The sequence below is a fragment of the Streptomyces sp. NPDC051976 genome, from assembly GCF_040680795.1.
Taxonomy (GTDB): domain Bacteria; phylum Actinomycetota; class Actinomycetes; order Streptomycetales; family Streptomycetaceae; genus Actinacidiphila.
In genome coordinates this window covers 1-26,201 of record NZ_JBFAXL010000089.1, presented here as the reverse complement: position 1 = coordinate 26,201, position 26,201 = coordinate 1, and the positions used below count along the sequence as shown (strand labels likewise).

General features: G+C 68.3%; 15 protein-coding genes, 1 other RNA gene and 1 pseudogene. 12 read left to right on the top strand and 5 right to left on the bottom strand.

Annotated elements, in window-relative coordinates; genetic code table 11:
• Window positions 1-375 precede the first annotated feature (375 nt).
• The 3 genes and pseudogenes from AB0M29_RS42055 (at window position 376) to AB0M29_RS42045 (ending at window position 3,835) form a co-directional block, all read left to right on the top strand.
• Window positions 376-1,584: an IS110 family transposase gene (locus AB0M29_RS42055; protein ID WP_365392348.1), complete on the top strand. Its 1,209-nt coding sequence runs from the start codon at window positions 376-378 to the stop codon at window positions 1,582-1,584.
• Between the two features lie 357 nt (window positions 1,585-1,941).
• A pseudogene (locus tag AB0M29_RS42050) lies at window positions 1,942-3,086 on the top strand (IS1380 family transposase); the annotation flags it as partial.
• A 305-nt stretch (window positions 3,087-3,391) separates the two neighbouring features.
• On the top strand, window positions 3,392-3,835 hold the full coding sequence (locus tag AB0M29_RS42045; RefSeq protein ID WP_365392346.1) for a hypothetical protein: 444 nt from the start codon (window positions 3,392-3,394) through the stop codon (window positions 3,833-3,835).
• Between the two features lie 18 nt (window positions 3,836-3,853).
• Here AB0M29_RS42045 and AB0M29_RS42040 read toward each other — a convergent pair whose 3' ends face one another.
• Window positions 3,854-7,816: a tetratricopeptide repeat protein gene (locus AB0M29_RS42040; protein ID WP_365392344.1), complete on the bottom strand. Its 3,963-nt coding sequence runs from the start codon at window positions 7,814-7,816 to the stop codon at window positions 3,854-3,856.
• A 95-nt stretch (window positions 7,817-7,911) separates the two neighbouring features.
• Here AB0M29_RS42040 and AB0M29_RS42035 point away from each other — a divergent pair, with 95 nt between their 5' ends.
• On the top strand, window positions 7,912-8,310 hold the full coding sequence (locus AB0M29_RS42035) for a hypothetical protein (protein ID WP_365392342.1): 399 nt from the start codon (window positions 7,912-7,914) through the stop codon (window positions 8,308-8,310).
• A gap of 1,450 nt (window positions 8,311-9,760) precedes the next feature.
• On the opposite strand, the gene AB0M29_RS42030 is transcribed toward AB0M29_RS42035, so the two are convergent.
• Together AB0M29_RS42030 and AB0M29_RS42025 are read right to left on the bottom strand one after the other, a co-directional pair.
• Window positions 9,761-13,447: an ATP-binding protein gene (locus tag AB0M29_RS42030; RefSeq protein WP_365392340.1), complete on the bottom strand. Its 3,687-nt coding sequence runs from the start codon at window positions 13,445-13,447 to the stop codon at window positions 9,761-9,763.
• A 185-nt stretch (window positions 13,448-13,632) separates the two neighbouring features.
• The gene (locus tag AB0M29_RS42025) at window positions 13,633-14,658 is read right to left on the bottom strand and encodes a hypothetical protein (RefSeq protein ID WP_365392338.1); all 1,026 of its coding nucleotides are present in this window, start codon (window positions 14,656-14,658) and stop codon (window positions 13,633-13,635) included.
• A 1,260-nt stretch (window positions 14,659-15,918) separates the two neighbouring features.
• Between AB0M29_RS42025 and AB0M29_RS42020 the strand changes: the two genes are divergently transcribed.
• Complete coding sequence (locus AB0M29_RS42020; RefSeq protein WP_365392336.1) at window positions 15,919-17,232, top strand: tyrosine-type recombinase/integrase; 1,314 nt, start codon at window positions 15,919-15,921, stop codon at window positions 17,230-17,232.
• A 197-nt stretch (window positions 17,233-17,429) separates the two neighbouring features.
• Here the strand turns inward: AB0M29_RS42020 and rnpB are convergent.
• Window positions 17,430-17,831, bottom strand: an RNA gene (gene rnpB / locus AB0M29_RS42015) — RNase P RNA component class A.
• A 25-nt stretch (window positions 17,832-17,856) separates the two neighbouring features.
• Window positions 17,857-19,305, bottom strand: coding sequence for an RNB domain-containing ribonuclease (locus tag AB0M29_RS42010; RefSeq protein ID WP_365392334.1), 1,449 nt, complete (start codon window positions 19,303-19,305; stop codon window positions 17,857-17,859).
• Between the two features lie 262 nt (window positions 19,306-19,567).
• Here AB0M29_RS42010 and yaaA point away from each other — a divergent pair, with 262 nt between their 5' ends.
• The 7 genes from yaaA (at window position 19,568) to AB0M29_RS41975 (ending at window position 26,054) form a co-directional block, all read left to right on the top strand.
• A complete protein-coding gene (yaaA, locus tag AB0M29_RS42005; protein ID WP_365392332.1) occupies window positions 19,568-20,353 on the top strand; it encodes a peroxide stress protein YaaA in 786 nt (261 codons plus the stop codon).
• Window positions 20,354-20,447: 94 nt separating this feature from the next.
• A complete protein-coding gene (gene eda / locus AB0M29_RS42000) occupies window positions 20,448-21,062 on the top strand; it encodes a bifunctional 4-hydroxy-2-oxoglutarate aldolase/2-dehydro-3-deoxy-phosphogluconate aldolase (protein ID WP_365392330.1) in 615 nt (204 codons plus the stop codon).
• Window positions 21,063-21,258: 196 nt separating this feature from the next.
• Window positions 21,259-22,515, top strand: coding sequence for a histidine kinase (locus AB0M29_RS41995; RefSeq protein WP_365392328.1), 1,257 nt, complete (start codon window positions 21,259-21,261; stop codon window positions 22,513-22,515).
• A 35-nt stretch (window positions 22,516-22,550) separates the two neighbouring features.
• Window positions 22,551-23,351, top strand: coding sequence for a response regulator transcription factor (locus AB0M29_RS41990; RefSeq protein ID WP_365392326.1), 801 nt, complete (start codon window positions 22,551-22,553; stop codon window positions 23,349-23,351).
• The gene (locus tag AB0M29_RS41985) at window positions 23,348-23,725 is read left to right on the top strand and encodes a hypothetical protein (protein WP_365392324.1); all 378 of its coding nucleotides are present in this window, start codon (window positions 23,348-23,350) and stop codon (window positions 23,723-23,725) included. The genes AB0M29_RS41990 and AB0M29_RS41985 overlap by 4 nt, the downstream gene beginning before the upstream one ends.
• Window positions 23,726-23,756: 31 nt before the next feature.
• Window positions 23,757-25,325 (top strand): cation acetate symporter, encoded by a 1,569-nt coding sequence (locus AB0M29_RS41980; protein ID WP_365392322.1) that lies wholly within the window; start codon window positions 23,757-23,759, stop codon window positions 25,323-25,325.
• Between the two features lie 126 nt (window positions 25,326-25,451).
• A complete protein-coding gene (locus AB0M29_RS41975) occupies window positions 25,452-26,054 on the top strand; it encodes an acetate uptake transporter (protein WP_365392320.1) in 603 nt (200 codons plus the stop codon).
• Window positions 26,055-26,201: the final 147 nt, after the last annotated feature.

Below are 26,201 nucleotides of genomic sequence, written 5' to 3'. Positions count from 1 at the left end.
AGTTGTCTGGCGATGCGCCCGGTGTACTCGTCGGGCTGCCCCTCGATCTTCGGGCCGACAGGCACGGCGGGCACTGAGAAGATCGAAGCGTTGTCAGTCTCGGACAGCGCGGCCACCCCGTTATGTTTTTCGTGGTCCTGCAAGAGGGCCGCTGGCCTCCGGGCCCGGTATGACTTTTGCCCCCTGTCGATGGGATGACCTGGGGGGTGGTGTCGCCGGGCCCGAGGGGTGCCGTCGGAGACGCTGATGAGAGGTCCGGCCGCTGCCCGGCCGGGCGCAATGCCCGGCCATCTGCGGGCGGCAGGTCTGCATAACGTGGATGCGCGAGAACGGCCCCGACGCCAGGCCAGCACTGATCGAGCGAGTGGGGGCACGGTGATCGACACTGACGGCGTGGGCGTCTTCCTCGGGCTGGATGTCGGCAAGAGCACGCACTACGGGCACGGGCTGACCCCGGCTGGCAAGAAGGTCTTCGACAAGCCCCTGCCGAACAGCGAGCCCAAGCTGCGGGTCGTCTTCGAGAAACTGGCCGCGAAGTTCGGCACGGTCCTGGTGGTCGTGGACCAGCCCGCGTCCATCGGAGCTCTGCCGCTGGCCGTGGCCCGCGACGCGGGATGCCGGGTCGCCTACCTGCCGGGCCTTGCCATGCGGCGGATCGCCGACCTCTACCCGGGCGAGGCCAAGACCGACGCGAAGGACGCCGCGGTGATCGCGGACGCCGCACGGACGATGCCACACACCCTGCGCTCGCTGGAGTTGACCGACGCCATCACCGCCGAGCTCACCGTTCTGGTCGGCTTCGACCAGGACCTCGCGGCCGAGTCCACTCGCACCTCCAACCGGATACGCGGCCTGCTCACCCAGTTCCACCCCAGCCTGGAGCGCGTCCTGGGGCCCCGTCTGGACCACCAGGCCGTCACCTGGCTGCTGGAACGCCACGGATCCCCGGCCGCCCTGCGCAAAGCCGGCCGCCGCAGACTCGTCGAACTGATCCGCCCCAAGGCCCCGCGCATGGCCGCCCGGCTCATCGACGAGGTCTTCGACGCGCTCGACGAACAGAGCGTCGTCGTTCCGGGCACCGGCACCCTCGACATCGTCATCCCGTCGCTGGCCCGCTCGCTCGCCGCCGTTCACGAACAACGCCGGGCCCTGGAAGCCCAGATCAACCAGTTGCTGGAGGCTCACCCTCTTTCCCAGGTCCTGACGTCGCTGCCCGGTGTCGGCGTCAGGACCGCCGCAGTCCTCCTGGTCACCGTCGGCGACGGCAGATCGTTCCCCAGCGCCGCTCACCTGGCCTCCTACGCCGGCCTCGCGCCGGCGACCAAGTCGTCGGGGACCTCCATCCACGGCGAGCACGCACCCAGAAGCGGCAACCGGCAGCTCAAACGCGCGATGTTCCTGTCCGCGTTCGCCGCCCTGCACGACCCCGCCTCCCGCACCTACTACGACAAATGCAGAGCCCGCGGCAAAACCCACACCCAGGCCCTCCTCCGCCTCGCCCGCCACCGCATCAGCGTCCTGTTCGCCATGCTCCGCGACGGCACCTTCTACGACTCACACCTGCCCGAGGCAGCCACCGCATGACCACCTCGGACTTGACGAAAGACATAGAGGCACCCCCCGGGTGCTCACTCCGCCAATCCCGGCGGAAGTGTCGATAGTGCCGAGGCGGCAACCATTGCGCCACATGGCAAAAGAAACGAGTCCGACATAGAGGTCCTGTGAAGGAGAAACGGCCGAAAGTCGTCAGTCTTGCGAGGCGGGCGATCCTGCCGTCGCGGCAGTCGTCCGGCGAGCGGATTCGTAGCCGGGCCTCCGCTTGCAACAGATCCACACCCATGTAGATCTGGCGGAGGCGGCCCAGCGGCGACTCAGCCGAGCTAGGGGTAGGTGCTGGCGAGGCAACTCGACGGCCACATACGAGGGGCAGCCCGCAGATGGCGCGCCCAGGCGGAGGTGTTCGGCCCGGTCGCCTCCACCCCGACCGCCTGGCGCATGTTGGCGGGCATCGACCCGGCGGCACTCGCAGGGTTGCGCTCGGCCAGAGCCTCCGCCCGGGAGGTGGCCTGGCTGCAGGCCGTCGAAACCCAAGGCGCGTACCCGCGGCCCGCGCTGGCGGGCGCGTGCGGCAGGGCCTGGTCCTGGACATCGACGCCACACTCGTGACCTGCCGCTCGGAGAAGGAGCAGGCAGCACCCACCCACAGACGCGGGTTCGGCTACCACCCCATGCTGTGCTTTCTGGACAACACCGGCGAAGCACTGGCCGGACTGCTGCGGCCGGGCAACGCTGGCGCCAACAGCGCAGCCGATCACCTCACCGTCCTCGACCAGGCTCTGGCACAGATCCCCGACGCCCACCCTCACGGCACCGACATCCTCATCCGCACTGACAGCGCCGGAGGCGCGAAAGCGTTCCTCGCCCACATACGAGCTCTGCGAAATCGGGTCATCCACACATCCTTCTCCGTCGGATACGCCGTCATTGAACCGGTCCGCCGAGCAATCCGAGCACTGCCCGACCACGTCTGGCAGGACGGGACATTGCGGACCGGGGCTGACGTGGCAGAACTGACCGGCACGATCGACCTGACCGGACATCCCGAGGGCACCCGCGTGATCGTCCGTCGCGAGCGCCCGCACCCCGGCGCCCAAACTTTCGCTCTTCGACCTCGACGAAGGCATTCGCCACCAGGTCCTCCTCACCGACACCCCCGACAGTCAAGGCTCTCTGCAGCACCTGGAAGTGCGTCACCATGCTCACGCCAGCGTTGAGGACGGCATCCGCACCGGCAAGACCACCGGCTTCGGCCGCTTCCCCTCCCGCCACTTCGCCATCAACACCGCCTGGCTGGAGCTGTCCCTGATCGCTGCCGACCTACTCGCCTGGACCCAGACCCTCCTGCTGGAAGGCGAGTTGGCCACCGCAGAGCCGAAGAAGCTCCGCTACCGCCTGCTGCACGCAGCCGCCCGCATCACCCGCGGTGGCCGCCGCCTCCACCTGCGGATCGCCGCACCTGGCCCTGGCGCCAAGAACTGGCGAACGCCTTCGACCGCCTCGCGGCCCTACCCAGGCCCAGCACCTGACCGAAGACGAGCCCTGCCCACCCACGACCCCAAGGACCCTGGAGCACCCGACCGAGCGCCGGGCCCCCGCCATGACCACCCGCCGACAACCACAACCCACAACGACCAGACCAGACCAGACCAGCTCAGCCAGCCAACCAACCAGCCAACTGAAACGGGGAGGTTAGAACCCAAGCGTCGCCACTGGTCCATTTTTCACCCGTCGCCGGCACTCGGACTTCGGGAACGCTGACCTAAGCTGTTACGGAGCATTCCTGAAGGCTTCGGGACGATTGGCTGCGTCCAGCGGCAGCGGGAGGTGAACGGTGCGGGAAGAGGTCGAGGTCGTGCTCAGCCAGATACTTTCGCCAGTTGCCACAGCCATCGGCGTCGACGGGCTCGGCGTCTTCGCCGATCGAGCGTCGGGTTCGTCGCGGGGCGGTCCGGCGGCCGAACTCGGGCGACGCGTTCTGCGGGTACTTCATGAACGCAGCGACTTGCCAGAAGTGCTGCGTGAAGCTGTTGTGGAGGTCGCGGCCGAGCCCGCGGATGAGGATGCCCGTGCGGTGCTGCGGCACGGACTGCGTAAAGCGCTGTCGGGCGACAGCGAAGCACTCGCGAAAGTCGCCGCCCTGCTGCCCGCCCCATCGGTTCACGTCACAGCCGCGGGGGAGCGGTCGGTGGCGATCGGGGGGAACAACACCGGGATCATCGCCACCGGGGACAACTCCGCCTTCATCACGGGACATGTTCTCGGGGGAGAGCGGTGACTGGCGAGGCCACCGCCTCTATCGGGCGGAGGACCGGGCCTGCCAGTGGGTCAGGTGTTCGCGGGTGGCCCCGATCAGCGGGTGCTCGGGGCCCAGAACGCGGATACGATCCGCCAGCAAATACTCAAGGGCGGTGACCGCACCGGCAATGTCCCCTGAAAGCCCGCGGTACTTCGCCAGGTTGTTCCGGGTGGCCAGGGTGTCCGGATGGTCCGGGCCCAAGAGTCTACTGCGATCTTCGAGTAGCGTTTCGAGAGCAGCCGTCGCCGTGACGGGGTCGCCAGCCTCTCCCCGCCAGAACGCCAGATTGCCCCGGAGTACGAGGGTGTCCGGATGTGCCGGGCCGAGGACCCTGAGGTAATCGCCCAAAAGTTCTTCGAATTGGGCCGCTGCCCCCGCAGGGTCCCCCGCCGCCCCCTGCCATGACGCGAGATTCCCCCTGGAGTTGAGCGTATCGCGGTGATCGGGGCCGAGAATTCTGACGTAGTCATGCAGCAGCCCCGCGGTTTCACTCGCAGCCCCCGCGGGGTCCCCCGCCGCTCCCTGCCATGACGCGAGACTGCTTCGGGTGGCGAGGGTGTCCGGGTGGTCGGGGCCTAGTAGCCGGACCCGATCCGAGAACAGGCGCTGGAATTCGGCTGCTGCGCCGGAGGGGTCCCCTTGGATGCCGCGCCAACTGGCGAGATTGGCGCGCGCGGTCAGGGTATCGGGATGGTCGGGCCCGAGCAGCCTGTCGAAGTCGTTCACCAACGACTCGAACGAGCCCGAGCCCGTGTCGTGTTCAGGGCCTTTGAACCTCGCGAGGTTCAGCCGGACCGCCAGAGTGTCCGGGTGCTCCCGTCCCAACACTCGGGCGCAATCGTCCACCAGCCGCTCGAGTTCGCGGCTGGCGCCTGCGGCGTCTCCTGCTTCGGCTTGCCAAACGGCGCGGTTGGCCCTGATGGGCAAGGTGTCCGGATGAGCCGGTCCCAAGTGGGAGATTGCCGCGTCGGCGATGGACTCGAAGAACGAGGCGGCGGCGACAGTCTGCCCGGCCTGGCCGAAGCTGGTGGCGGCCCTGATGAGCAAGGCATACGATCCCGAGGCCCATAGGGCTTCTCCGCTCACCGTTTGGAGATGCTCCGTGTTGACCCGCAGGGCATGGGCAAGCAACGTGTCGCTTTCGTCGTTCGGCCACGCCGCAAGCAGCGCCCTGGCCACAGCCTCGGCTGCACGGTCGGTGCGCCCGGCAGCGGCAGCGTCGCGAGTCGCACGTTGCACCAGGCGATGGGCCGTCACTGTTTCGTATGGGCTGCTGTGTCTGTCGACGGTCACCAGGCTGAGCCGTGCGAGACAGCGCAGGGCAGCCAACGCGTCGCCTTCGGAGACCGGCACCTGTACGCTGCCGGGCGCACCAGAAGTGCTGGGGCTTCCGACTTTCGTGACGGCGGAACGATACAGGGTGAGGTATTCAAGAGCAGAGTCGGTCGTCAGCACTTCGATCGGTATTCCCGCCGGATCCAGTTGGCTCACCAACTCCAGCATCGGCCGGGCCAGACCGACGGGTTGAAGGTCATCCGCATGCTCAACGCTCAACGACCAGGCCGCACCAAATATGACACTTTGATCGTCTGGCAGTGACACCGGGTCGGGGGCCAGTTCCGCCAGTGAGCGATGTCTGTCCGCCACCAGACGACGGTACGCAACGCATCCCATGCTCCGGTCGATCATGAAAGCGACTGCCTGTGACAGCGCAAGCGGCAGGTGGCCGAGATCGGCCGCCAAGCCGGCCAGTTCGGTGGGTGAATCGCTCAGACCGTGGTTGGCAAGTTTGGCGGCCAGGTACTGCACAGATTCGGATTCGGCGAACACATCCATGCTCACTAGATGACGGCCAACGCCGTTGAAGGCCGCGTCACGGCGCCGGGTGGTGACGACAGTGCGTCCGGAAGACGTTGACGGCGGCCAAAGGCCCCGCAGATCACCCGGATTGGCCACGTCATCCAGGATGATCAGCCAGCGTCTGTCGGTGGTCTCAAGCCACGCCAAAAATTGTTGGCCGGCTTCCTCGGGCTGGGTAGCGTCAGCGAGGGCCAACTCCACTGCGGCCCTGGCATAGGTCGTGATGATTGCCGAGCGGGTTCTGGCGTCCGCCCAGACCACCAGGTCGGCGCCTCCGTGCGACCACCGGCGGCGCGCGAACTGGGCCGCCGCCTGTGTCTTGCCCACGCCGCCGATCCCGCTGAGCACGACGGCCGAGGGTCGGGCGGTATCCGTGCGGTCAGCTTCCACCAGCGCGGTAAGGGCAGCGTCGCTGCGGCGTGGCTGGAACGACTCCGCCTGCGGTGGGACAACACCGATCTGTGCTGGGAACGTGAGCGCCGCAGGACGGCGCTGGTAGTAGTGGATGGTACTGATGTTGGTCGCGGCGACACCGCCGTTGACACGGACAGTGTTCTGTCTCGGGTACAGGGTCACGGTCACCAACCCATTCCGCTGGACCACCGCCGGTTCGGGGGAGCCGGTGTTCCGGCAGTCGGCGATGGTGGCCGGGATTCCTGAGCCCTCACCCTCGACCAAGCGCGCCCACGTCAACACACTGGCCAGACGGAAATTCCGCCGCTGCGACTCAGATCGGACCCTGCTGATGGGGGTTGGGTCGTTCTCGGCCAAGCCATCACCGAACCATGATCCGGGGTTGGTGATCTCGAGGCGGTCTTCGAAGAGCTTGACGTGCACACATGCGTGCTCGTGCGCATAGCTGCGGTGCACCAGCGCGTTGGCGATGAGCTCCCTCACCGCGATCATGGGGTATTCGTAACGCGGCTGGGTGATGGCCGCGTGCTCGGATGGCGCCTCGCCGGTCCGGGTGTGTGCGGCGATGAATTCCCTGGCCCGCTCGATCTGCTCGGGAACGGTCCCTCGAAGATCCGTCTTGTCCTTGGGGTCGTCGATGGACGTGCCGTAGACACGTGCACACTGGACGATCGCGGTGGCGACCACTGCAGTGGGCTCCTCACCGAACAACAATGCCCCGGCGATGGTGAGCCGGCCGTCACGCATGAGGCTTGCCCGTTGCAGGAATTCGGTCGATGAAAGCTGCCCAGGCAGGTCCCGAGCTATGTCTTTCCGCAGATCTCCGCGAAATCGGTTCACTCGATCGGCATTCACCGGCGTCCGGCCTGTCGGGTGGTCGAGAAAGCCAGGCCCGTCGTCAGCAGCATCCGACGCCGCGTGCGAGGCCGACTCGGATGCCTGCGGGGTATCCAAGTCCCTGACGGAGTCCGGGACTTCCGGCTCGACTTTCGGGCGCCTCGCTATGGGGAGCCGACCGTATCCGTCAAAAAGGCGGCTGGGCTTCGGCCCGCGGAAGTTGAGGGAATCGACGTACTTGTAGAGGTCCTCCAGGGATACGAAGCCGTCGTCGTCCTCGTCGAGCGCTCCGTGGGTGATGCCCTCGGCGAGTGCACGGGTGAAAGGACTTGCCTTGCCGTCCTCGTCGGCGTCGTCCGCGAGTTGAGCCGGAGCTGTCGCGGTCAGGACGAACCGTCCCCTCCCGCCGAGGAGCCCGGGAGTCTCGGAACCCTTGAACGCCCCGCTGTGGCAGCAATCGAGAACGACGATCTTGGCTCGCGCCGAGGAATCCGACATGATCTCGTTGAGTAAAGTGTCGGGTACCGCAGTGCCCGCCAGCAGGAGGAACTCGGTATCGATCCCGCACAAGTAGAACTTCTGATTCTTCGTCGCCCCGTGACCACTGAAGTAGAACAGGAGCACGTCGTCAGGTTCGGCGCTGGCGAAGAAAACATGAGTACGTCGCTGCAGTTCTCCTGCTGTGACGTCAAGAAGAACCGTCATGTCCACATCGGCGAACATACCGAACTGGGCGTGCGCGAGCGCCTCCGCGATCAGCCGGTGATCAGTGCGCGGACCTATGAGCGGCGGAAGAAGATCCGGGTCACCCGCGTAGCCAGCGTTGCAGACTATGAGTGCCCGATACACAGCAGCTCCCCCGTCGTACGACAACCCCGAAGCACTCGATGATCACTCGGCGGCGCCCTAGTGTATAAGGCCAGTCCTACCGGAGGGGGCCGTACGTGGAGCCATCGAAGTTCGAAGTAGTTCCCCGTCTTACGTCGCTGACCGACGATCACCCCGCCGTGCAGGGGGCGGTCGGTGAGCTCACGTCAATGCTTCGTGATGAGCTGGACATCGTCACGGGATCGTCTCCCCCCACCCTGAGCGGGTCGAAAGGGATGCTGCCCGGCATCTTGGTGGAGCTCGGCGGATCTTCGGTCGCCATGGGGGCCGTCGTCAGAGTTTTCCGCCTGTGGTTGCAACGCGACCGCCGGCGCTCGATCCGCCTCCGGCGAACCCTTCCCGACGGCAGCGTCTTCGAACAAGAGGTGAGCGGGGTAGCCATCTCCGACCAGACCCTGCGGGCAGCTCTTGAGCAGCTCGAAGGGACTTCGACGAACCCGTCGTCCGCCTCGTAGCCAGACGCGCAAACGACCACGTGATCAGGCGGTCGTACCTGCGCAAACGATGTTGGACGATGCCTGTCCCGGCTCCGTCCGCCTCTCCGCAGCCAGTCACTCCGACAACGTCGACCTGGCCCTGCCCACCCGCCCTCTGATAGCGCTCAGGCGCATCTTGATCACACCATGCCACAGGTTGACGGAAAGAAGTCACAGGCCCAGATCACGGCACGGGGCCAGCGTCTCGCCCACCCCGGAGCGGGTGGAGTGCGGCTTGTCCGCGTGGAGCACTCACAACCCAGCGGTGTACGTCCGAAGAACGAGTGGCGGACGCCTTTGCGGATGGCCGATCTGCAACCGACTAGGATCCCATAAAGATGTCTGATCGATGGCAATTTCTATGGATCGTACGCAGTGACGCTCGCTTGCGTCTACGCTGGAGGCAATCTCAGGTCAGGTGATGACTGGCCTGTCCGCTCCCTGGGCGGCCCGACAGAAACGTTGGGGTGCCAGGAAGAACAGTGACTTGCGGACGAGTGGCCGGTACCACAGTCCGCGGGAAGCTGTTGGCTTCGGCCACCCCTGCTTGACGCTTTGCCATTGCACCACTCGTACGGGGGACTTCAGTCCCCGAACTGAGTTTCTGTGCCGGCGGGAAGCCAGTTCGACCATGTTCACAAATGGTCGAACTGCTCCCGCGAGGGAGGTTCGACCGCTCGCTAGAGAGGCTTGGACCTTTGGGAGACTCGCTCGCCCTGACAGTTCTGACGATATCAACTGTGTTCTCTGTCGTAATTTTCGTCATCAAAGGCACCCTCGATCAGCTTCCTGACTTACTCAAGTCCTGGCAGCGCGCCGCGCATGCATGGCGCGGGCGCGAGACTGAGTGCGATGACGAAGAAAGCTCCAACTGACGCGCTTTCACGGATTTGAGTTCCACAGGCTTGCTCAGCATCGACCGCCGCCGAGAAAGCCCCGTCCGTCTTCTCGGGCGATCGCTCGTTCGCCCGGACGGGGCTTGGCGACCTTTGACCTCGCAGCGCATCGGGCTGCGCTTACGGCGAAGGCCCAGTGCGGGACTGGCGTCACCGAGCTAGCCCTGCGGACCTCGGAGGGCTGCCGGAGACGACATCCCAGTCTGCAATACTCCCGGTAGAAAGCCACTCAATGCGGGACTCCCCCTTGCGCTGGCGCGCTCGCAATGAACGATGAGGCACTCTTCCGGCAACAGGTAGCGAAAGGTGCGCATACGGTCACTAGTATCAACAGCTTCGCAGCCACTCGGGCTGTGGCATGCCGGTCGCTCACCAACAGGAATTCCCAGGGGTGTGCATCGCCCGCAGCCGAGCCACGAGGGGTTCTTTACTTCGTCGATTTCTGAGCCAATGCCACGGGGAGGCGTCGTCGCGTCCCAGCACCCGACATGATGAACTAGCGCCCACCTAACGCTCCGAGGGACGGCCGAAGGTCATTTCTTGCGTCGTGCCTTCTTGCGACTGTTCTGCCGACGAGGAGGGCGAGGCCCTGGGTGGGCGGAAGGCACGTATTCCGTCCAGGGAACGATGGCCGCCGCGATCAGGCCCTGGGCGCAGCCCATTCGGAACGCTGCCCCAGCGGCATGAGGCACGGCTAGTAGCTTCTGGCTGCTGGGCACATCGGCTAGATCGAACGCGAATCCGTATATTACCCACACTGTGCCTCGGCCCCGAGCGGCATCGCGCCACGCGCGACTCAGCAGTGTGCTGGCTCGAGCCAGCACACCTCCCTCACTGTCTTCGAGGACCACGGTGGACCCGTCGGGGCGCAGGCTCAGCTCCGCTGCAACGGGAACCACAGAGTTCGGTCCCTGCAGGAGACGGAATCCGCGACCGCACACACTGTGGAGGTGCGCCTCAATCGTCTCGTCCTGGAGAGTGCTGACGAGAAGCATAGTCTGTGGTTCGAGGACCATGATCGCCCGCGGCCCTGCAAGGGCAGCGTTTTTATGGGCGAGGAAGTCGAGATTGCTGGTCGTGCTTCCGGCAAATGCGGGGTCGGTGGATAGCGCGAGATGGGCCAGCGCCCGGTCATCGCGAACTGCCTCCTCCAGCTCGATTGTCATGGTGGCAGGCAGCGCGTCGATCGCCGCTTGGCCGCGTGCCTGGCTCGCTTCATGCGCCTTCTGAGTGAGATGGGCACCGATACGTACGGGGAGACCGAGAAGGATGGCATCCCACGCGGACGCCTGCTCAGGGTTGGCCGAGAACCCCTGGCCCTCCAGCTTCTCCATCGAGTGCAGGAAATCTTCAACTCCCTCTGCAGCAGGGGAATCGCTTTCGACAGCGCGTGCGGCGCCGTGGACAGCGCGCAACAGGGTGAATCTAGTCCTCTCGAACTCGTCATCGGCGAGGTGGTCCAGATACGGGCCAACGTCGTCGATCATGCGGTGCAGCAGTTCGACTGCCTCCGCGTTATCAAACAGCACCCATTGCGTGGCACAGGCGAGTCCGACGTTGTGCACCAGATGGTTGACCGAGAATCGGTAAAGGCTCTGCGGCCCCAAGTAGTTCCGGAACAAGGTGTACTGTGAGTTGGCCTCAGCCCACTTGTCCTGGACGGCCAGTGCCTCGATGAGCAAGCGCCGTGCGTCGGCCGCCGTATCGGACCATAGTTGACCTTCCAGGTGAGTGAGTGTATCGGCGGCGACCTGCTCAGCGTCGGAAGCCTGACCCTCCGCGAGCAGTTCACCGGCTTCATGGGTCTGGTAGAGCGTGCGCAGATATGGGCTGAGCGGCAGACGGTCCGCCAGAGCCCGGAACTGGTCCAGCAGGTTGTCGACTTCCCCATGCCCGGGGGAGCGGCTGGAACGGACCTGGAGGATCAGCACACTGTCGGTGCCGTGTCGCGCCGCGCCCACTGGATCCTCAACTGCGTAGCCCGCCAGGTAGGGCAAGACCGGGGTCAGGTGCCGAACGATGTGGTCGCATACTTCCGCTGGAGCCATGGCATTGATCAGGGAGGCGAGTTGAATCCTGCACTGGGCCGTGATCAATGGGTTGGCGGACGGGGAACCGATCTGCCAGCGCAATTCCTGTTCCAATAGCTCACGAGCTATTCCGTGCCGGCCGTGCCGGCCGTGGAAGCCAGCGAGGTTGCCCAGCAGCGTGGCGGTAGCGGTACTGACGAGTTCCAGTTCCTGAACTTGTTCTGCCAAGGCAGAAGCGTGCTGGGACAGCTCCCAGGCCCATTCGCTCAGGCCGTGGTCCAGTGCGTGGAGCAGCCAACTGTTGGTGTGAGCGCTGGCGCAAAGGAGTGCCTGGTCCGGGGCTGATCGCTGGGCGAACATACGGCGCAGAATCAGCTGCAGAACCGTGTTGATGGACAGGCTGTCCTTGATCCCGGGGATCCGTGCCAGCGCAATATCGGAAGGCAGCGGTAGTGGGGCGTCCGGCCGAACGAACGAGATGTCAAACAGTTCGCGCAGCATCTCCCGCATCGGGCTCGAAGTCTCATCGAGAGCCACGACGTGCCCAGTCGGCGGGATGTGTTCGACGGGGATGAAGACGCTGGCGGCGGAAAGGTGAAGGGGGATGCGCTGGGGCGCGAAATAGCACAGGACTCGCAGCAGGGCCAGAGCGCCCCCCGCCACCTCAGGGTGGCCTTCCGCGCGGGTGTACAGCCGATCCAGGCTCAGCCGGACCGCAGCCACCAACGTCTGGGGGTACCCGGGCGGCAGCGATCGGTCGTCATCCAGTGCAGCCGACAGCAGTCGGGAGCGGTAGGCATCCAGGTGAGCTGGGTCGATACCGCATGTCAGCAGATAGCCGGCCGCCAGTTCGATCGCAAGGGGCCAGCGCCCGAGCGCGTCCGCCAGGTCGTTCAAAGCTTCCAGATGCGTCTGTACTGACAGCTCTTCAAGCTCCAAGCGTAACGTCAGAAGTTCCAGCGCCCGCTCCCGCGGCAGCGGTTCCACCTCAACCCGCCCCTGGACCCTGCGCCACGACCGGGCCAGCGAGGTCACCAGCACATGACCACGCCCCTGCCGGGGAAGCCATGCATCCGCCTGTGCCGGACTCGCATCGTCGAACACCAGCAACCACGGCCCCGGCAATCCCTGAAGCTGGGCGTGAACGCGCTCACGTACGAGAGTCGGGTCTGTCGGCACATCCTCACCGCCGCCGAGGTGCGCCAGCAGCCGCTGGAACGAGCCCGCCAAGGACTCAGGTGTGGACGCGTCCAACCAGAAGACCAGGTCGTAGCGGTAGGCGTGCTGAGCGACGTACGACGCAGCCAGGCTGGACTTGCCGATACCCGATAGGCCACTGACCAAGCACACTGGCACTGCGGGTGCCGTCCCGCGAAAGGCCGCCACCACCTGCTCGACCAGCTCTGGCCGCTCGATCTCGGGCACGGGGGGAAAGGGCCCCACGACAACGCCGAAGTCCTGACGGCCCAGCGCCGTACACAACACGTCGTCATCGACCTGAAAGCACTGATTGAAGTCCGCCAGCGACCAGGACGCGGCGCCCGGATCAGCAGCTCGGCGAAGTACCTCGGCCACCAGAAACCCGAGGACCAAACCGCCCGAGCGCCGGGACAGCCCACGGCCGCTTCGCTCCCGCAGAAAGCGCAACCGGAGGTTCAGCTCCTCGCGCAGTTGGGCGTCATCGCGACCGTCGAAGTCGATCCGCGTCTGGGCCAGCCTCACCCATTGATCCGAGGACAGAGCCCTGATCCTGGCAAGCATCGCCGGTGCCTTGACGAACAGCTCCTCCAGCTCGCCTCGCAGAGCCTGCGGTTGCCCACGCAACTCGGACAAGCGAGCCGCCAAGCGCTCGCACCGCACGTCCGGGATGGCGTTGGTCACCAACTCATAGCGCTGCGACGAGAATCTGGAGACCAGATCCAGCAGGACCTCCAGCGCTCGGGGAGCGCGCATCTCCCGGCCCGCAGCCGCACTCTTGACCTGAACCGCCACCACCGAGACACCTTCGGCGTCAATCAAGTCGAAGTCGACCGCGTCGACACTGTCCAGCGCCGTGGCCGCCTGCACCGGGCCCTCGATCCGGCAGGCCACCACCGACCCCTCGTACGAGGAGGCGAGCAGTGCCTCCAACGTCCGCAGGTACTGGTACTGAAAACCCCGCGCCGCGATCCGCCCGCCATCGGCACCCATCGGCACCCCTTTCGCACAGTCCCATCAATGTAGGTGCCAGCACTGACAAGCTCGTCCAAGAGCAGAAATGGCCAACTGTCGGACGACATCGCACGGCGAGTGATCAGCGGCCGCCTCGTGGAACTTTTGGTGGTCTTCGGTCCCCTGGTCCAGTTCGTTGTGCTCATCGGTGGTGCCCAGCCGTGTCACAGCGCCGTGATCCAGTCGACCGCGCGACCGGCGGCGCCAAGAAACGCGTAGACCGTCCGTTGACGCTCACGGGAGTCCAGATCCGCCAGACGAGCGGTCGTCCGGCCGCTATGCATAAGTGCATTTCGCTCCCGGTACATCTCCTCGATCATCGAGAACGCAGACGGATCCTCTCTGCTCAGCGACCGCGACGACAGATCGCTCGGCGAGCGCTCGTAGTACTTCGCGGCAAAGCTTCCCCCAGCCGACGCCAAGCTCCTCTCATAGCTCTTAGCTCTGTCCCCGACCTGGATGGCGATGTAGGTATGCGCCGCAGTCTCGCATGCGGAAGCCATGGCGAGGATCGCTTCGCGCAGAGCAAGAGACTGGACAGCGGTCTCAGCATCGATGAGCAAAACATCATGAAGCGGGGGCTCGAACCCGCTCTGAAGGGAGGCATCCAGCCCGCTGACCGGAATCGCCCCGGTGAACGGGCTGCGTACGGCCCCGGACGACAGAAGGGCGTTGGTCCCGTCGAAGACCAGTAGCGCGGTTCCCGTATCGGCATCGAAGACGGTCGCAGTCCACGGCGACAACAGGTAGAAACGACCGTCCTCGGGTCGCCAGGCCCTTCTCAGCCGGGGCATCCAGGCGGCCCGCCCAGCACTGCGCAGATGTTCGACCAGGACGTTGGCTGCGCCAACGCCTCGGTCTTGGGCCAGGTCGATATCGATGTGCGGTGGCTCGCCGGGAGCGAAGTCCTGTTCCCATCGCAGGACCACCTGAACGCGGTCAACCACTGTGTCAGCGATGGTCCTGGTGATCGCGCCACCGCGACTCCCGAGTGGGACGATGGAAAGCGACGTGCCGGCGAGTGAGCTGTCGATCTCGTGGGGGAAGAGCGGCTGCGTAGACGGTTCCCATGGGCTCACCTCCGCGCTGAACGCAGGAGCTTGCAGGGTGAGCCCTGCCCACGACGTCCAGCTGGGATCGCGCGGGAGTTGGGCGTCGAAGTAGTACTGCATCACTGCAACGATGCGCATGGATCCCCCTTGATCCAGTGGCCTGAGGCTTGCCCCCCAACACCTGGCCGCAGTTTAAGGCGCGCGGATTCCAAGATTCTTGGACTTCAGGCCATAGGAACCCGTACACGAGTCCCTGAATCACGGGGCCGACGATGTGGGTTGACAGTAGTGGATCAGAGCGCACGGTTGTTTGCGGTTGCTATGAAGAACCACATAGCGTCCACGCAATTGTGTCGTGTGGGAACCAGGCCGGGAGGACATGCCAGTGGGGGCTGGTTGGTCTTCGGCTTGATGTGGCCGTAGGACTTGTCCCGGGCAAACTCGTAGCGGCGACGAGGTGCCTGACCCCCGTGCGGGTGGGGTGGCTCGCCAGCCTGGGTGACCGGCTCCCGGTTGGGGTCCTTGTGCCGTCCGCCTCGCTCGGCCCACTGCTACCCGGGGTGGGGCTGGAGGTGGGCGGGGCGAACTCGGCCAGGCAGAAGACGATTTCGAGATGGTCCTATGGTGATGCCTGGTGGCACCGCCAGCGAAAGGCGTGAAGCCGACCGCCTTGAATCCTCCAGCAGTTCGGTGGGAAGCACAGGTTCCGCTGGGCCGCCACATGCCACAGGACCACGCGGAGCAGGATCAGACCCAGGGTCTGGGATGACACCGAAACCGTCTGGTGAGCTTGAGCCGCGCCACCACGACGACCGGCAACGATTCCTCGGTTCGTGGGGCGGGACGCCGAGCCACTCAGGCTCCCGCCTATCGAAGTCCTGATGGAGATCGTCTCGCCCAGCGGATCCGGAGAGCTATAGCCCCTTGCCGCCCTAATGACGCATGCGGATAGTAACGAGCCCGCCGCCCCGCCAGGAGCCAACTGATGCACTCGCAGCAACGTCTCCACGAATCTTTGACGCTCCCTCAAATTCCCTGCGGAGGACTTCGATGATCAAGGCAAGTCACGTCCAGGGACCGACTTCGATAGAGAGAGGATCGCACTATATAGTGCCTGCAGAAGTAGAAAAAATTTTGGCCATCTCGCCTGCAACTCGGCGACGTTGGACAAATCGCGGCCTACTTCGCGCGTACCCCATCGGCCCGTTCTACCGCCCCGGCCGCAGCACCGGCCAGGAAGGCAATCGGAATGGAAGCCGAGTGCGATACCTGGAGGAGGAAGTCAGGGATTTGGCGGAGAGCATCAGGAACGGAGATCTCGCACGTGCACCGAAGCCGCAGGAAGAGTGAACCCGCGGCAGACGTAGTGAACACGGACTCGCAGGAAGGAAGGGCAGTATGGCGGAATCCGATGTGCCGTTCGATCGATGGCACAAGAGCTACCCGAAGAATGGGGATGCACCCTGTCGTTGCGGAACGAGGAGGAACCCGCTGTATCCGTCCGCCGATCATGGGCGTGGTCAGCGCTGGCAGGCGCGCTACACCGATCCGAACGGCAAGCCGCGGCGTGCCGCCTTCGACGTTTGGGAGGACGCGCGCAACCACTTGGAAGAAGTACGCGTTGCCATGCGCACACATTCGTGGGTGGACCCGGACCTGGGCGACGAGAAAGTGTGGCTCTACGCAAAGGAGTTCATCGACCGGAAGAAGAAGCGCAACAAGAACGACAACACCACCGCCACCTACGAAACCCACCTCCGCGTCCACATAGTCCCCTTCCTGGGACACAGACAGGCCAAGGCTCTGAAGCGGCGCGACACGATGAATCTGGTGGACCACCTGATCGACAAGCCGGGGATCGGTTCCACCTTCTACGTCATCCAGATTTTCAAGACCTGGCGGGTCCTGGTGAACTACATGGTTGACGAGGATGTCCCTCTGCCGGCGAATATCTGCTCTCGTATTGATCTGCCGGAGATCGAGGACCGCGTTCAGACTGCCTTCAGTCCTGAGGAGGTGGCTCGCCTTGCCGCTGCCATGCGGGAGGTGGAGCCCCGCTACGAGGTCCTGGTATGGCTCGCGGCGTGTGCGGGGCTCCGCCAGGGCGAAGCCTTCGGCCTCAAGGAGTCTTCGGTGGTGTGGCTGAAGCACCAGATCCACGTGAAGGAGCAGCGGCAGCGGGGCCGGGCAGTGAAGCTCAAGACCAAGGCGAGCTATGCGACGCTGGCGGTTGACCGCTTCCTCATCGAGCGGCTGGCGGAACACCTGTCGCGTTTCCGCGGTCCGGAACCTGTCTCGGAGGGGGCGGAGCAGAAGCGGCGGCAGCGTGGTTACGTGCCTCCTCCGGACGAGGGGCTCATCGTCACGACGCGAGCAGGTCGGGCGCTCACCCGCAGTCACTTCAACGACAAGTGGCGTGCCTCTGTGAAGCTCGCCGGGATGCCTGAGGGCACTCGATTCCACGACCTCAAGCACTTCTACACCACCCGTCTCCTGGCTGCCGGGGTCGATCCGAAGACGACGCAGGCTCTGAGCAGGCATGCCGAGTTCACGGAGACGATGGACACCTACGCCCACCCGCCGGAGGTGGTGCCGGGCGTCACGGTGAAGGTTTTCGGCGCCCTGTTCGCCGCGGACGACACCGCCGACGATCTCCCGGACGACGAGCCCGAGGACGGCCTCGGCGACGGCGAGGAACGCGAAGCCGGCTGATCCGTAGCGCTCGGGGAACTTGACCCCGAACGCCCCCTGTGTGCCAGACTCACTGGCGAATTGAGGCTTTCCCCATCGCGGCGCGAGAGCAGGGACGACTCGTGGAACGGTCCACCTGCTCGATTCGACCCCGATTCGACCCCGCTGGTGCGGGCCGGAGTGGATCACCGCTCTGACCAGGGTCGGAGCGGTGGCGGCAGACGAGTCGGGCTGTACGCCGGGTTCTGTCGCCCGGGCGCCTCGCGGCGGCCGGGGAGACGGCCATCCATCTAGGGCTGCCGTTGCCGACAGCCTCGTGCGGTCTACCCGCGGACTCGGGCGGGCAGCCCTCGGACGTCCGCGCGGGGTCGTATCGCTACGGCCCCTCTTGACCTTGCTCCGGGTGGGGTTTACCTAGCTGCCCAGGTCGCCCTGGGCACTGGTGGTCTCTTACACCACCGTTTCACCCTTACCCGGTGCCGAAGCGCCGGGCGGTCTGTTTTCTGTGGCACTGTCCCGCGGGTCACCCCGGGTGGCCGTTAGCCATCACCCTGCCCTGTGGAGCCCGGACGTTCCTCGGGAAGCCCCGAAGGACTTCACGCGGCCGTCCGCCCGGCTCGTCTGCCGTGCGCACCATCGTAGTCGCTACGCCGGGGCGAACATCACCTTGGCCCGGCCGGGGGCGGCCGCGGTGAGGCGGACGCGGAGGCGGTGGCCGAGCGGGAGGGGCGGGGCGCCGGGCGGGGCCTGGACGCGGCCGACGACGGCCGGGGCGTCGAGGTGGACGGTGCCCGCGCGGGGGTCGCCGTCGCGGACGTCGATGACGTAGGCGTCGAAGACCTCGCCGACGCGGTCCCTGAGCAGCGCGGCCTCGATGAGGTCGACGCACTCGCGCTCCACGTGGTGCGCGCGCTGGGCGCCCTCGCTCATCTGCCGGGGCAGCGCGGCGAGCCCGTCGAGCACCCAGCCGGGCGGTTCGGTGCCGGCGACCGCGGCCAGGCAGATCTCGCCCGCGTACCGGTCGGCGAGGCGGCGCAGCGGCGCGGTGCAGTGGGTGTACGGGGCGGCGACGGCCGCGTGAGTGGTGTGCTCGGGGGTCTCGCCCGAGCGGAAGACGGTGTACCCGGCCCCGCGCAGCAGTGCCGTGCACTCCTGGAGGAACGCGGCGTGCGTCTCGCGCCGCGGGTCGAGGGAGCGGATGACGGCGGAGTACGAGGTGCCCTCCGGCCAGTCGACGTCCAGGGCGTGGGCGACGCGCCGCAGCCGGGCCACCGAGCCATCGGGAGCGCTGGGCAGGGTACGCAGGATGCCGGTGCCCGAGCGGATCATGCGGTCGGCGGCGGCCATGCCGGTGAGCAGGGAGATCTGGGCGTTCCAGCCGTCGGCGGGGCGCGGGGCGCGGTACTCCAGTACGTAGTCGCCGCCGCGTTCGGCGATCTCCTGTTCGGGGACGTTGAGGGAGATGCCGCCGCGGGCCACTTCGAGCGCCTCGCGCAGGGTGCCGATCTCCCTGAGCAGCGCGACGGGCTCGTCGGCGGTACCGGTGTCGATGGCGTGCTGGACGGTCGCGTAGTCCAGCCGGGCGCGGCTGCGGACCTTGGCCCTGCGGACGTCGGTGGCGGTGACCGCGCCGTCCGCGTCCAGGTCGAAGCGCCACAGCAGCGCGGGGCGTTCCTGGCCGGGGAGGAGGCTGGCGGCGCCCTCGCTCAGCTCGGGCGGGTGCAGCGGGACGCGCTTGTCCGGGAAGTAGAGCGTGCTGACGCGGCGGTGGGCCTCGGCGTCCAGCGCGCCGCCCGGCGTCACGAAGGCGGCCACGTCCGCGATGGCGTAGTGCACCCGGAAGCCGCCGCCCTCGCGGCGGGCCAGGTGCATCGCCTGGTCGAGGTCGACCGAGCCAGGCGGGTCGAGGGTGAACAGTTCGACCGCGGTGCCGTCGTACGCGGGCATCCGCGGCGCCCCCGCCGCCTCCCGCGCCTCCGCCAGCACCTCCGGCGGGAACCCCTCCGGCACCTCCAGCTCCGCCCGCAACTCCCCGAGCGCGACCCGCAGCGCGGTTCCGTCGGCGGCCGAGACATGCAGTAGACGGCGTGGCATACCGCGAGCGTACGGCTCGCCGCCGGGGCCGGCACGGCCGTACGACGGTGTGTACGGCTGGGCGCCGCGCCTGGCGGCGTCGTACGACGGTGCGCCGCCGGGGCCTGCTCCCCGCGGGCGGATCGTACGGCCCCGGAGCGCCCGCGCCGTACGATCGCGCGAACCTCGGCCCGGCGGCACCAGGGCGGGCGCCGACCCGGCGAGGGGCCCGTACGCTGGGGCGGTTCATTGTGTGGGTGCTGGGCTGAATGAGGGAGATGCCGTGCTCGTCCTGTTGCCGCCGTCCGAGGGGAAGGCTGTCGGAGGGACGGGGGGTGCGGTGGCGTTGGAGTCGCTGTCGCTGCCGGGGCTGACCGGGGCGCGGGCGGCGGTGCTCGACGAGCTGGTCGAGCTGTGCGCCGGGGACGAGGAGAAGGCCGCGGAGGTGCTGGGGCTGAGCCCGGGGCTGCGCGGGGAGGTCGCGAAGAACGCCGGGCTGCGGACCGCGCCCGCGATGCCCGCGGCGGAGCTGTACACGGGGGTGCTGTACGACGCCCTGGGGCTGGCGACGCTCGGCCGGGCCGCCCGGCGGCGGGCGGAGGAGTCGCTGCTGGTGTTCTCCGGGCTGTGGGGCGCGGTGCGGCTGGACGACCGCATCCCGTCGTACCGCTGCTCGATGGGCGTACGGCTGCCGGGGGCGGGCGGTCTGGCCGCATACTGGCGGCGGCACATGGACGCGGTGCTACCCGAGATCGCGGGCGACGGGCTGGTGCTCGACCTGCGGTCGTCGTCGTACGCGGGCGCCTGGAAGCCCGCGGGCGAGCTGGCCCGGCGTACGGCGACGGTACGGGTGCTCCAGGTGACGGAGGTCGACGGCGTCGAGAAGCGGACCGTGGTGAGCCACTTCAACAAGGCCACCAAGGGGCGGCTGGTACGGGCGCTGCTGCAGTCGACCGCCCGGCCGAAGGATCCGGCGGGGCTGGCGCGGACGCTGCGCAGGCTCGGGTTCACGGTGGAGGAGCAGCCCGGCGTCGGGCGTCTTGACGTGCTGGTGCGCGAGATCCACTGACGCCGCGGTTTCAGGAGCCCCGCAGCTCCCGGGGGCGTTGCAGAGGATGCAACGCTCGTTGCGCGGGCTGCGGGCCGCCGCGAGGATGACCGGCATGACTTCCGTGCTGGGCCTGGCGCCCGTCATCCCCGTGGTCGTCCTGGAGGACGCGGCCGACGCGGTGCCGCTCGCGCGGGCGCTGGTGGCGGGCGGGCTGCCCGCCATCGAGATCACGCTGCGCACGCCCGCCGCGCTCGACGCGATACGGGCCGTCGCGGACGGTGTGCCCGGCGCGGTCGTCGGCGCGGGCACCGTCCTCTCTCCCGAGCAGGCGCGGGCGGCGGCGGACGCGGGGGCGCGCTTCCTGGTCAGCCCCGGCTGGACCGACCGGCTGCTCACGGCGCTACGGGACTCCGGGCTGCCGTTCCTGCCCGGCGTCTCCACGGCCACCGAGGCGCTCGGGCTGCTCGAACGCGGCGTGACCGAGATGAAGTTCTTCCCCGCGGAGGCGGCCGGCGGCACCGCGTACCTCCGGTCCTTGGCCTCGCCCCTCCCCCAGGCCCGCTTCTGCCCCACCGGCGGCATCGACGCCCACCGCGCCCCCGAGTACCTGGCGCTGCCCAACGTCGCCTGCGTGGGCGGCACATGGATGCTCCCCCAGGACGCCCTGCGCGCCCGCGACTGGACCCGCGTCGAGTCCCTGGCCCGCGAAACGGTCGCCGCGCTCTAGCCACCCAGAAACCCCAGGCGCCCCAGCGCAGCCCGGCGCCGCGCTGCGGGCCCTGCGCCATCCTGTCCGCAGCGCCATGCGGGCGCCCCGCAGTCCTCCCCGTGCGGTCCGCGCCCCGCTCGCGCCCCACCCCCCACCCCCGAAGCGCCGTCGCAACCCTGGTCACAACGGCCGCCCGCAGGGCTACCTTTGGCGGATGACCGGGACCTTGCTTGGTGCGCTGCTCGGGGCGGGGCGCTCGCTGGGGTTGTGGCGGCGGCGGGGGGCGGGGCAGGGGGCGGGGTTCGACGGGCGGGCGGGGCAGGCGGCGTTCGAGGCGCTGCATCTGACGTCGCTGGCGGCGCCCGCACTGCGCGGCGGGCTGACCGAGACGTCGGCGACCGCGGCGGCCCGGCATCTGCGCGAACTGCTGAGCGTGCCCGCGCTGGCCGTCACCGACACCGAGCGGCTGCTGGCCTGGGACGGGGCCGGAGCGCACCACGCCGAGCACACCCTCGCGCTGGCCGCCGAGGTGCTGGCGGGCCGCAGGACCACTGTGGTCAAGGCCGACCAGGTGTGGTGCGGCGACGGCAGGTGCGAGATCCGGCAGGCGGTGCTGGTCCCGCTCGTCGTCGAGGACAGGATCAGCGGCGCGCTGGTCGTCTACGCGCCGGACCTGTCGGCGGGGCTGGTACGGGCCGCGGGCGAGGTCGCCCGCTGGATGTCGGGGCAGTTGGAGCTGGCCGAACTCCAGCACTCCCGCACCCGCCTGGTCGAGGCCGAACTGCGGGCGCTGCGCGCCCAGATCAGCCCGCACTTCTCCTGCAACGCGCTCACCGCCATTGCCTCCTTCGTCCGCACCGACCCGGAGCGGGCCCGCGGTCTGCTGCTGGAGTTCGCGGACTTCACGCGCTACTCCTTCCGCAGGCACGGCGAGTTCACGACGCTCTCCGAGGAACTCCGCTCGATCGGCCAGTACCTGCTGCTCGAACAGGCCAGGTTCGGCGACCGGTTGCGGGTCAGCGTGCAGGTCGCCCCCGAAGTGCTGCCGGTGGCGGTGCCGTTCCTGTGCGTGCAGCCGCTGGTGGAGAACGCCGTACGGCACGGTTTCGAGGGCAGGCCGGGGCCCGGCCACATCACGGTGGTCGCCCAGGACGCGGCGGCCGAGGTGCACATCACCGTCGAGGACGACGGGGTCGGCATGGACCCCGACCACCTGCGCCGGGTCCTCACCGGAACCGGCACCGGCAACGCAACCGACGGCACCACCGGCACCGGCACCGACGGCGGCATGGGCGTGGGGAACGTCGACGCGCGGCTGCGCCAGGTCTACGGGGACGCGTACGGGCTGGTCTTCGAGACCGCGCCGGGCGCGGGCACGAAGGTACGGGTCCGGGTGCCGAAGTACCACGCCGGAGTGACCGCGGCCTCCGACACCCGGCCCGCGGTCACCAAACCGACACTGTCCCGGTGATTGACCCGCCGCGCGGGGAGTGCCGACACTCGACCATGCTGCGCATCCTGGCGGTCGACGACGAACCTCCGGCCCTGGAGGAACTCGTCTATCTGCTCGGGCAGGACCCCCGGGTCGGCGAGGTCGAGTCGGCCGGTGACGGCGGCGCCGCGCTGCGGGCGCTGGACCAGGCGCTGGCGCACGACCGGCCGGTGGACGCGCTCTTCCTGGACATCCGGATGCCGGGGCTCGACGGTCTCGACGTGGCCCGGGTGCTGTCCCGGTTCGCGGAGCCGCCGCCGGTGGTGTTCGTCAGCGCCCACGACGACTTCGCCGTAAGGGCGTTCGAGCTGCAGGCCGCCGACTACGTACTCAAACCCGTACGCCCCGAGCGGCTGACCGAGGCGGTGCGGCGGATCGCCGAACTGCGGGAGGCGGGCCGCCCCGCTCCCGCGCCCCCGCGGCCGCCCGCCGCCGAACCGCCCCGCAAGGCCGCGGACGACGACCAGGTGATCGCCGTCGAGCTGTCCGGGGTGACGCGCTTCGTCCACCGCTCCGACGTGACACACGTGGAGGCGTACGGCGACTACGTGCGGCTGCACCTGGCGTCGAGCAGCCATCTGCTGCGGGTGCCACTGGCCACGCTGGAACGCCAGTGGCAGGACGCCGGGTTCGTCCGTGTGCACCGGCGGCATCTGGTGGCCACCGAGCACGTGGAGGAAGTGCTGTTCGAGTCGGGGCACATGCTCATCCGCGTCGGCGGCACCCTGCTGCCGGTCAGCCGCCGCAACACCGGGCGGCTGCGCGAACTGCTGATGAGCAGGGCGCGCCCGGTCGCCGGAGGGCAGCGCCGATGAGCGACACCCCGCAGCGCGTCGTCGTCACCCACCCGCGCACCCGGGCCGCCCGGCCGCGCCCCCGGCACCACCCGGTGGTGCGGGACGTGCACGAGCAGACCGCGCTGGGCGAGGTGTACGTCCGCTCGCTGATGCGCGCGCAGCTCCGGCTCGGGCTGCTGGTGTGCGGCGCGGTCTGCCTGGTGCTGGGCAGTCTGCCGCTGCTCTTCGCCCTCGCCCCCGGCCTGCACCGCGTCCGGGTGTGGGGCGTCGGCGTGCCGTGGCTGGTGCTGGGGCCGCCGGTCTACGCGCTGCTGGTGACCGCCGGAGTGCTGTACGTACGCCGGGCGGAGCGCAACGAACGCGAGTTCGCCGAACACGTACGGCGGTCATGACGGACGACCCCCGCGGCGCCCGGGCGGGCGTATGAACACGGCACAGAACCTGGCCGCGGTCCTGCTGGTCACCGTCGTCACCGTGGGCGTCGGCGCCTACGGGCTCGGCTTCCGCTCGACCTCCGACTTCTTCGTGGCCTCCCGCAGCGTCTCACCGCTGCGCAACGCCGCCGCGGTCAGCGGCGAGTACCTGTCGGCGGCGTCGTACCTGGGCATCGCGGGCCTGGTGCTCACCTACGGCGTCACCATGCTCTGGTACGGCATCGGCTACACCGCGGGCTACCTGGTGCTGCTCGCGCTGGTCGCCGCCCCGCTGCGCCGCTCGGGCGCGTACACCGTCTCCGACTTCGCGGAGGCCCGACTGGGCACACCGGGCGTGCGGTTGGTGGCGACGGTCTTCGTGGTGCTCATTGGCTGGCTCTACCAGGTGCCCCAACTCCAGGGCGCGGGGCTGGCGTTGCACACCGCGCTGGGCGCGCCGCCCTGGGTGAGCGACCTCCTGGTCACCACCGTCGTCCTGGTGAACGTGGTGGCCGGCGGCATGCGCAGCGTGACCCTGGTCCAGGCGTTCCAGTTCTGGATGAAGCTGGCCGCGCTCGCCGTCCCGGCCGTGGTGCTGGTCCTCGTCTGGCGCGGCGCCTGGCACCCCTCGGCCACCCCTGCGCCCCCGCACACCGCCCCCGCCCAGGGCCCCGGCCCCGTGCAGTACGGCGGCCACCAGCTCTACGGCCTCTACTCCCTGATGGTCGCCACCTTCCTCGGCGCGATGGGCCTGCCCCACGTCATCGCCCGCTTCTACACCAACCCCGACGGCAGGAGCGCCCGCCGCGCCACCGTCGGCGTCCTCTCCCTCCTCGGCGTCTTCTACCTGCTGCCCGAGGTGTACGGCGGTCTCGGCCGCCACTACGCCGCCGACCTGGTGCCCGCGGGCCGCGCGGACACCGTCGTCCTGCTGCTTCCCGGGCGCCTTGTCCCCGGCCCCGTGGGGCAGTTGCTCACCGCCCTCCTGGTCGCCGGGGCCTTCGCCGCCTTCCTGTCGACCTGCTCCGGACTGACCCTCTCGGTGACATCGGTGCTGTCGCAGGACGTGTTCGGCGGCCACGTAAGGGGGTTCAGGATCGCCGCCGCCGTCGCGGTCGTCGTGCCCTGCGGCGTGGCGCTGCTGCTGTCCGGCACCCGGCTCGCGGTGGCGCAGGAGGTCGGCCTGACCTTCTCGGTGGCGGCCTCCACCTTCTGCCCCCTGCTGGTGCTCGGCATCTGGTGGCGGCGGCTCACCGCGGCGGGCGCCGCCGCCGGGATGCTGGTCGGCGGCGGCCTCGCGGTGACCGCCCTGACCCTGACCCTCCTGCGCGTCCCCCGCTCCGGCTGGGGGGCGACACTCCTGGCCGAACCCGCCGCCTGGAGCGTGCCGGCCGCCTTCCTCGTCATGGTCACCGTCTCGCTCGCGACCCGGTCCCAAGTGCCCCCGCGGGCAGCGCTGATGCTGGCCCGGCTGCACATCCCGGAGACCCTCGCCGACGACGTACCGGGCCGTTCATCGACCGGATACGACCGTTCACCGCAGGACAACAGCCGTCCGTCGCACGACAGGCACCGCTGAACGACTGGTCCCGCACGACAACTGCCGTACGGGCGGCGGCGGCCGCCACCATAACGGGCCAAAGAGATACGGGTCGCCGTACCCGTCACCGCTCGCGCGCCGCGTCCGAGGAAGGGACACTCCCTCATGTCCAACGCCCAGGCACCCGCCCCCACCGAGCCGCAGATCGCCGACCCCGGCCCGCTCGGCCTCGGCGCCTTCGCCCTCACCACCTTCGTCCTGTCGGTCTTCAACGCCAACCTGATCGCGGACAAGTCCCTGGAGGCGGTCGTCCTCCCGCTGGCGCTCTGGTACGGCGGCACGGCCCAGTTCCTCGCGGGCATGTGGGAGTTCCGCAAGGGCAACACCTTCGGCGCCCTCGCCTTCAGCTCGTTCGGCTCCTTCTGGCTGTCCTTCGCCGCCTACGTCCACTTCATCGCGCCGAAGCTCCCCCCGGAGCACGCCTACAAGGCGACCGGCCTCTTCCTGCTGGCCTGGGGCATCTTCACCGCCTACATGACGGTGGCCGCCACCCGGATAAACGCCGTGGTGCTGTCCGTCTTCGTGGCCCTGACCGCGACCTTCGGGCTGCTGTGCGCCGGTGCGCTGGCCCGCGAGGACTCCATCACCCACGTGGGCGGCTGGGTCGGACTGCTCACCGCGGTCCTCGCCTGGTACGGCTCCTTCGCCGGAGTCACCAACGCCACGTGGAAGCGTGAGGCGCTGCCGACGTGGCCGCTGGCCCGCTGAGTCGTACCGTCGTCAGTCGTACGCCCACCACCGATCGCGAAGGACCGCCATGAGCAATGAGAGCCTGGCTAATCTGCTGAAGGAGGAGCGGCGGTTCGCTCCCCCGGCTGATCTGGCCGCTTCCGCGAACGTGACCGCGGCGGCGTA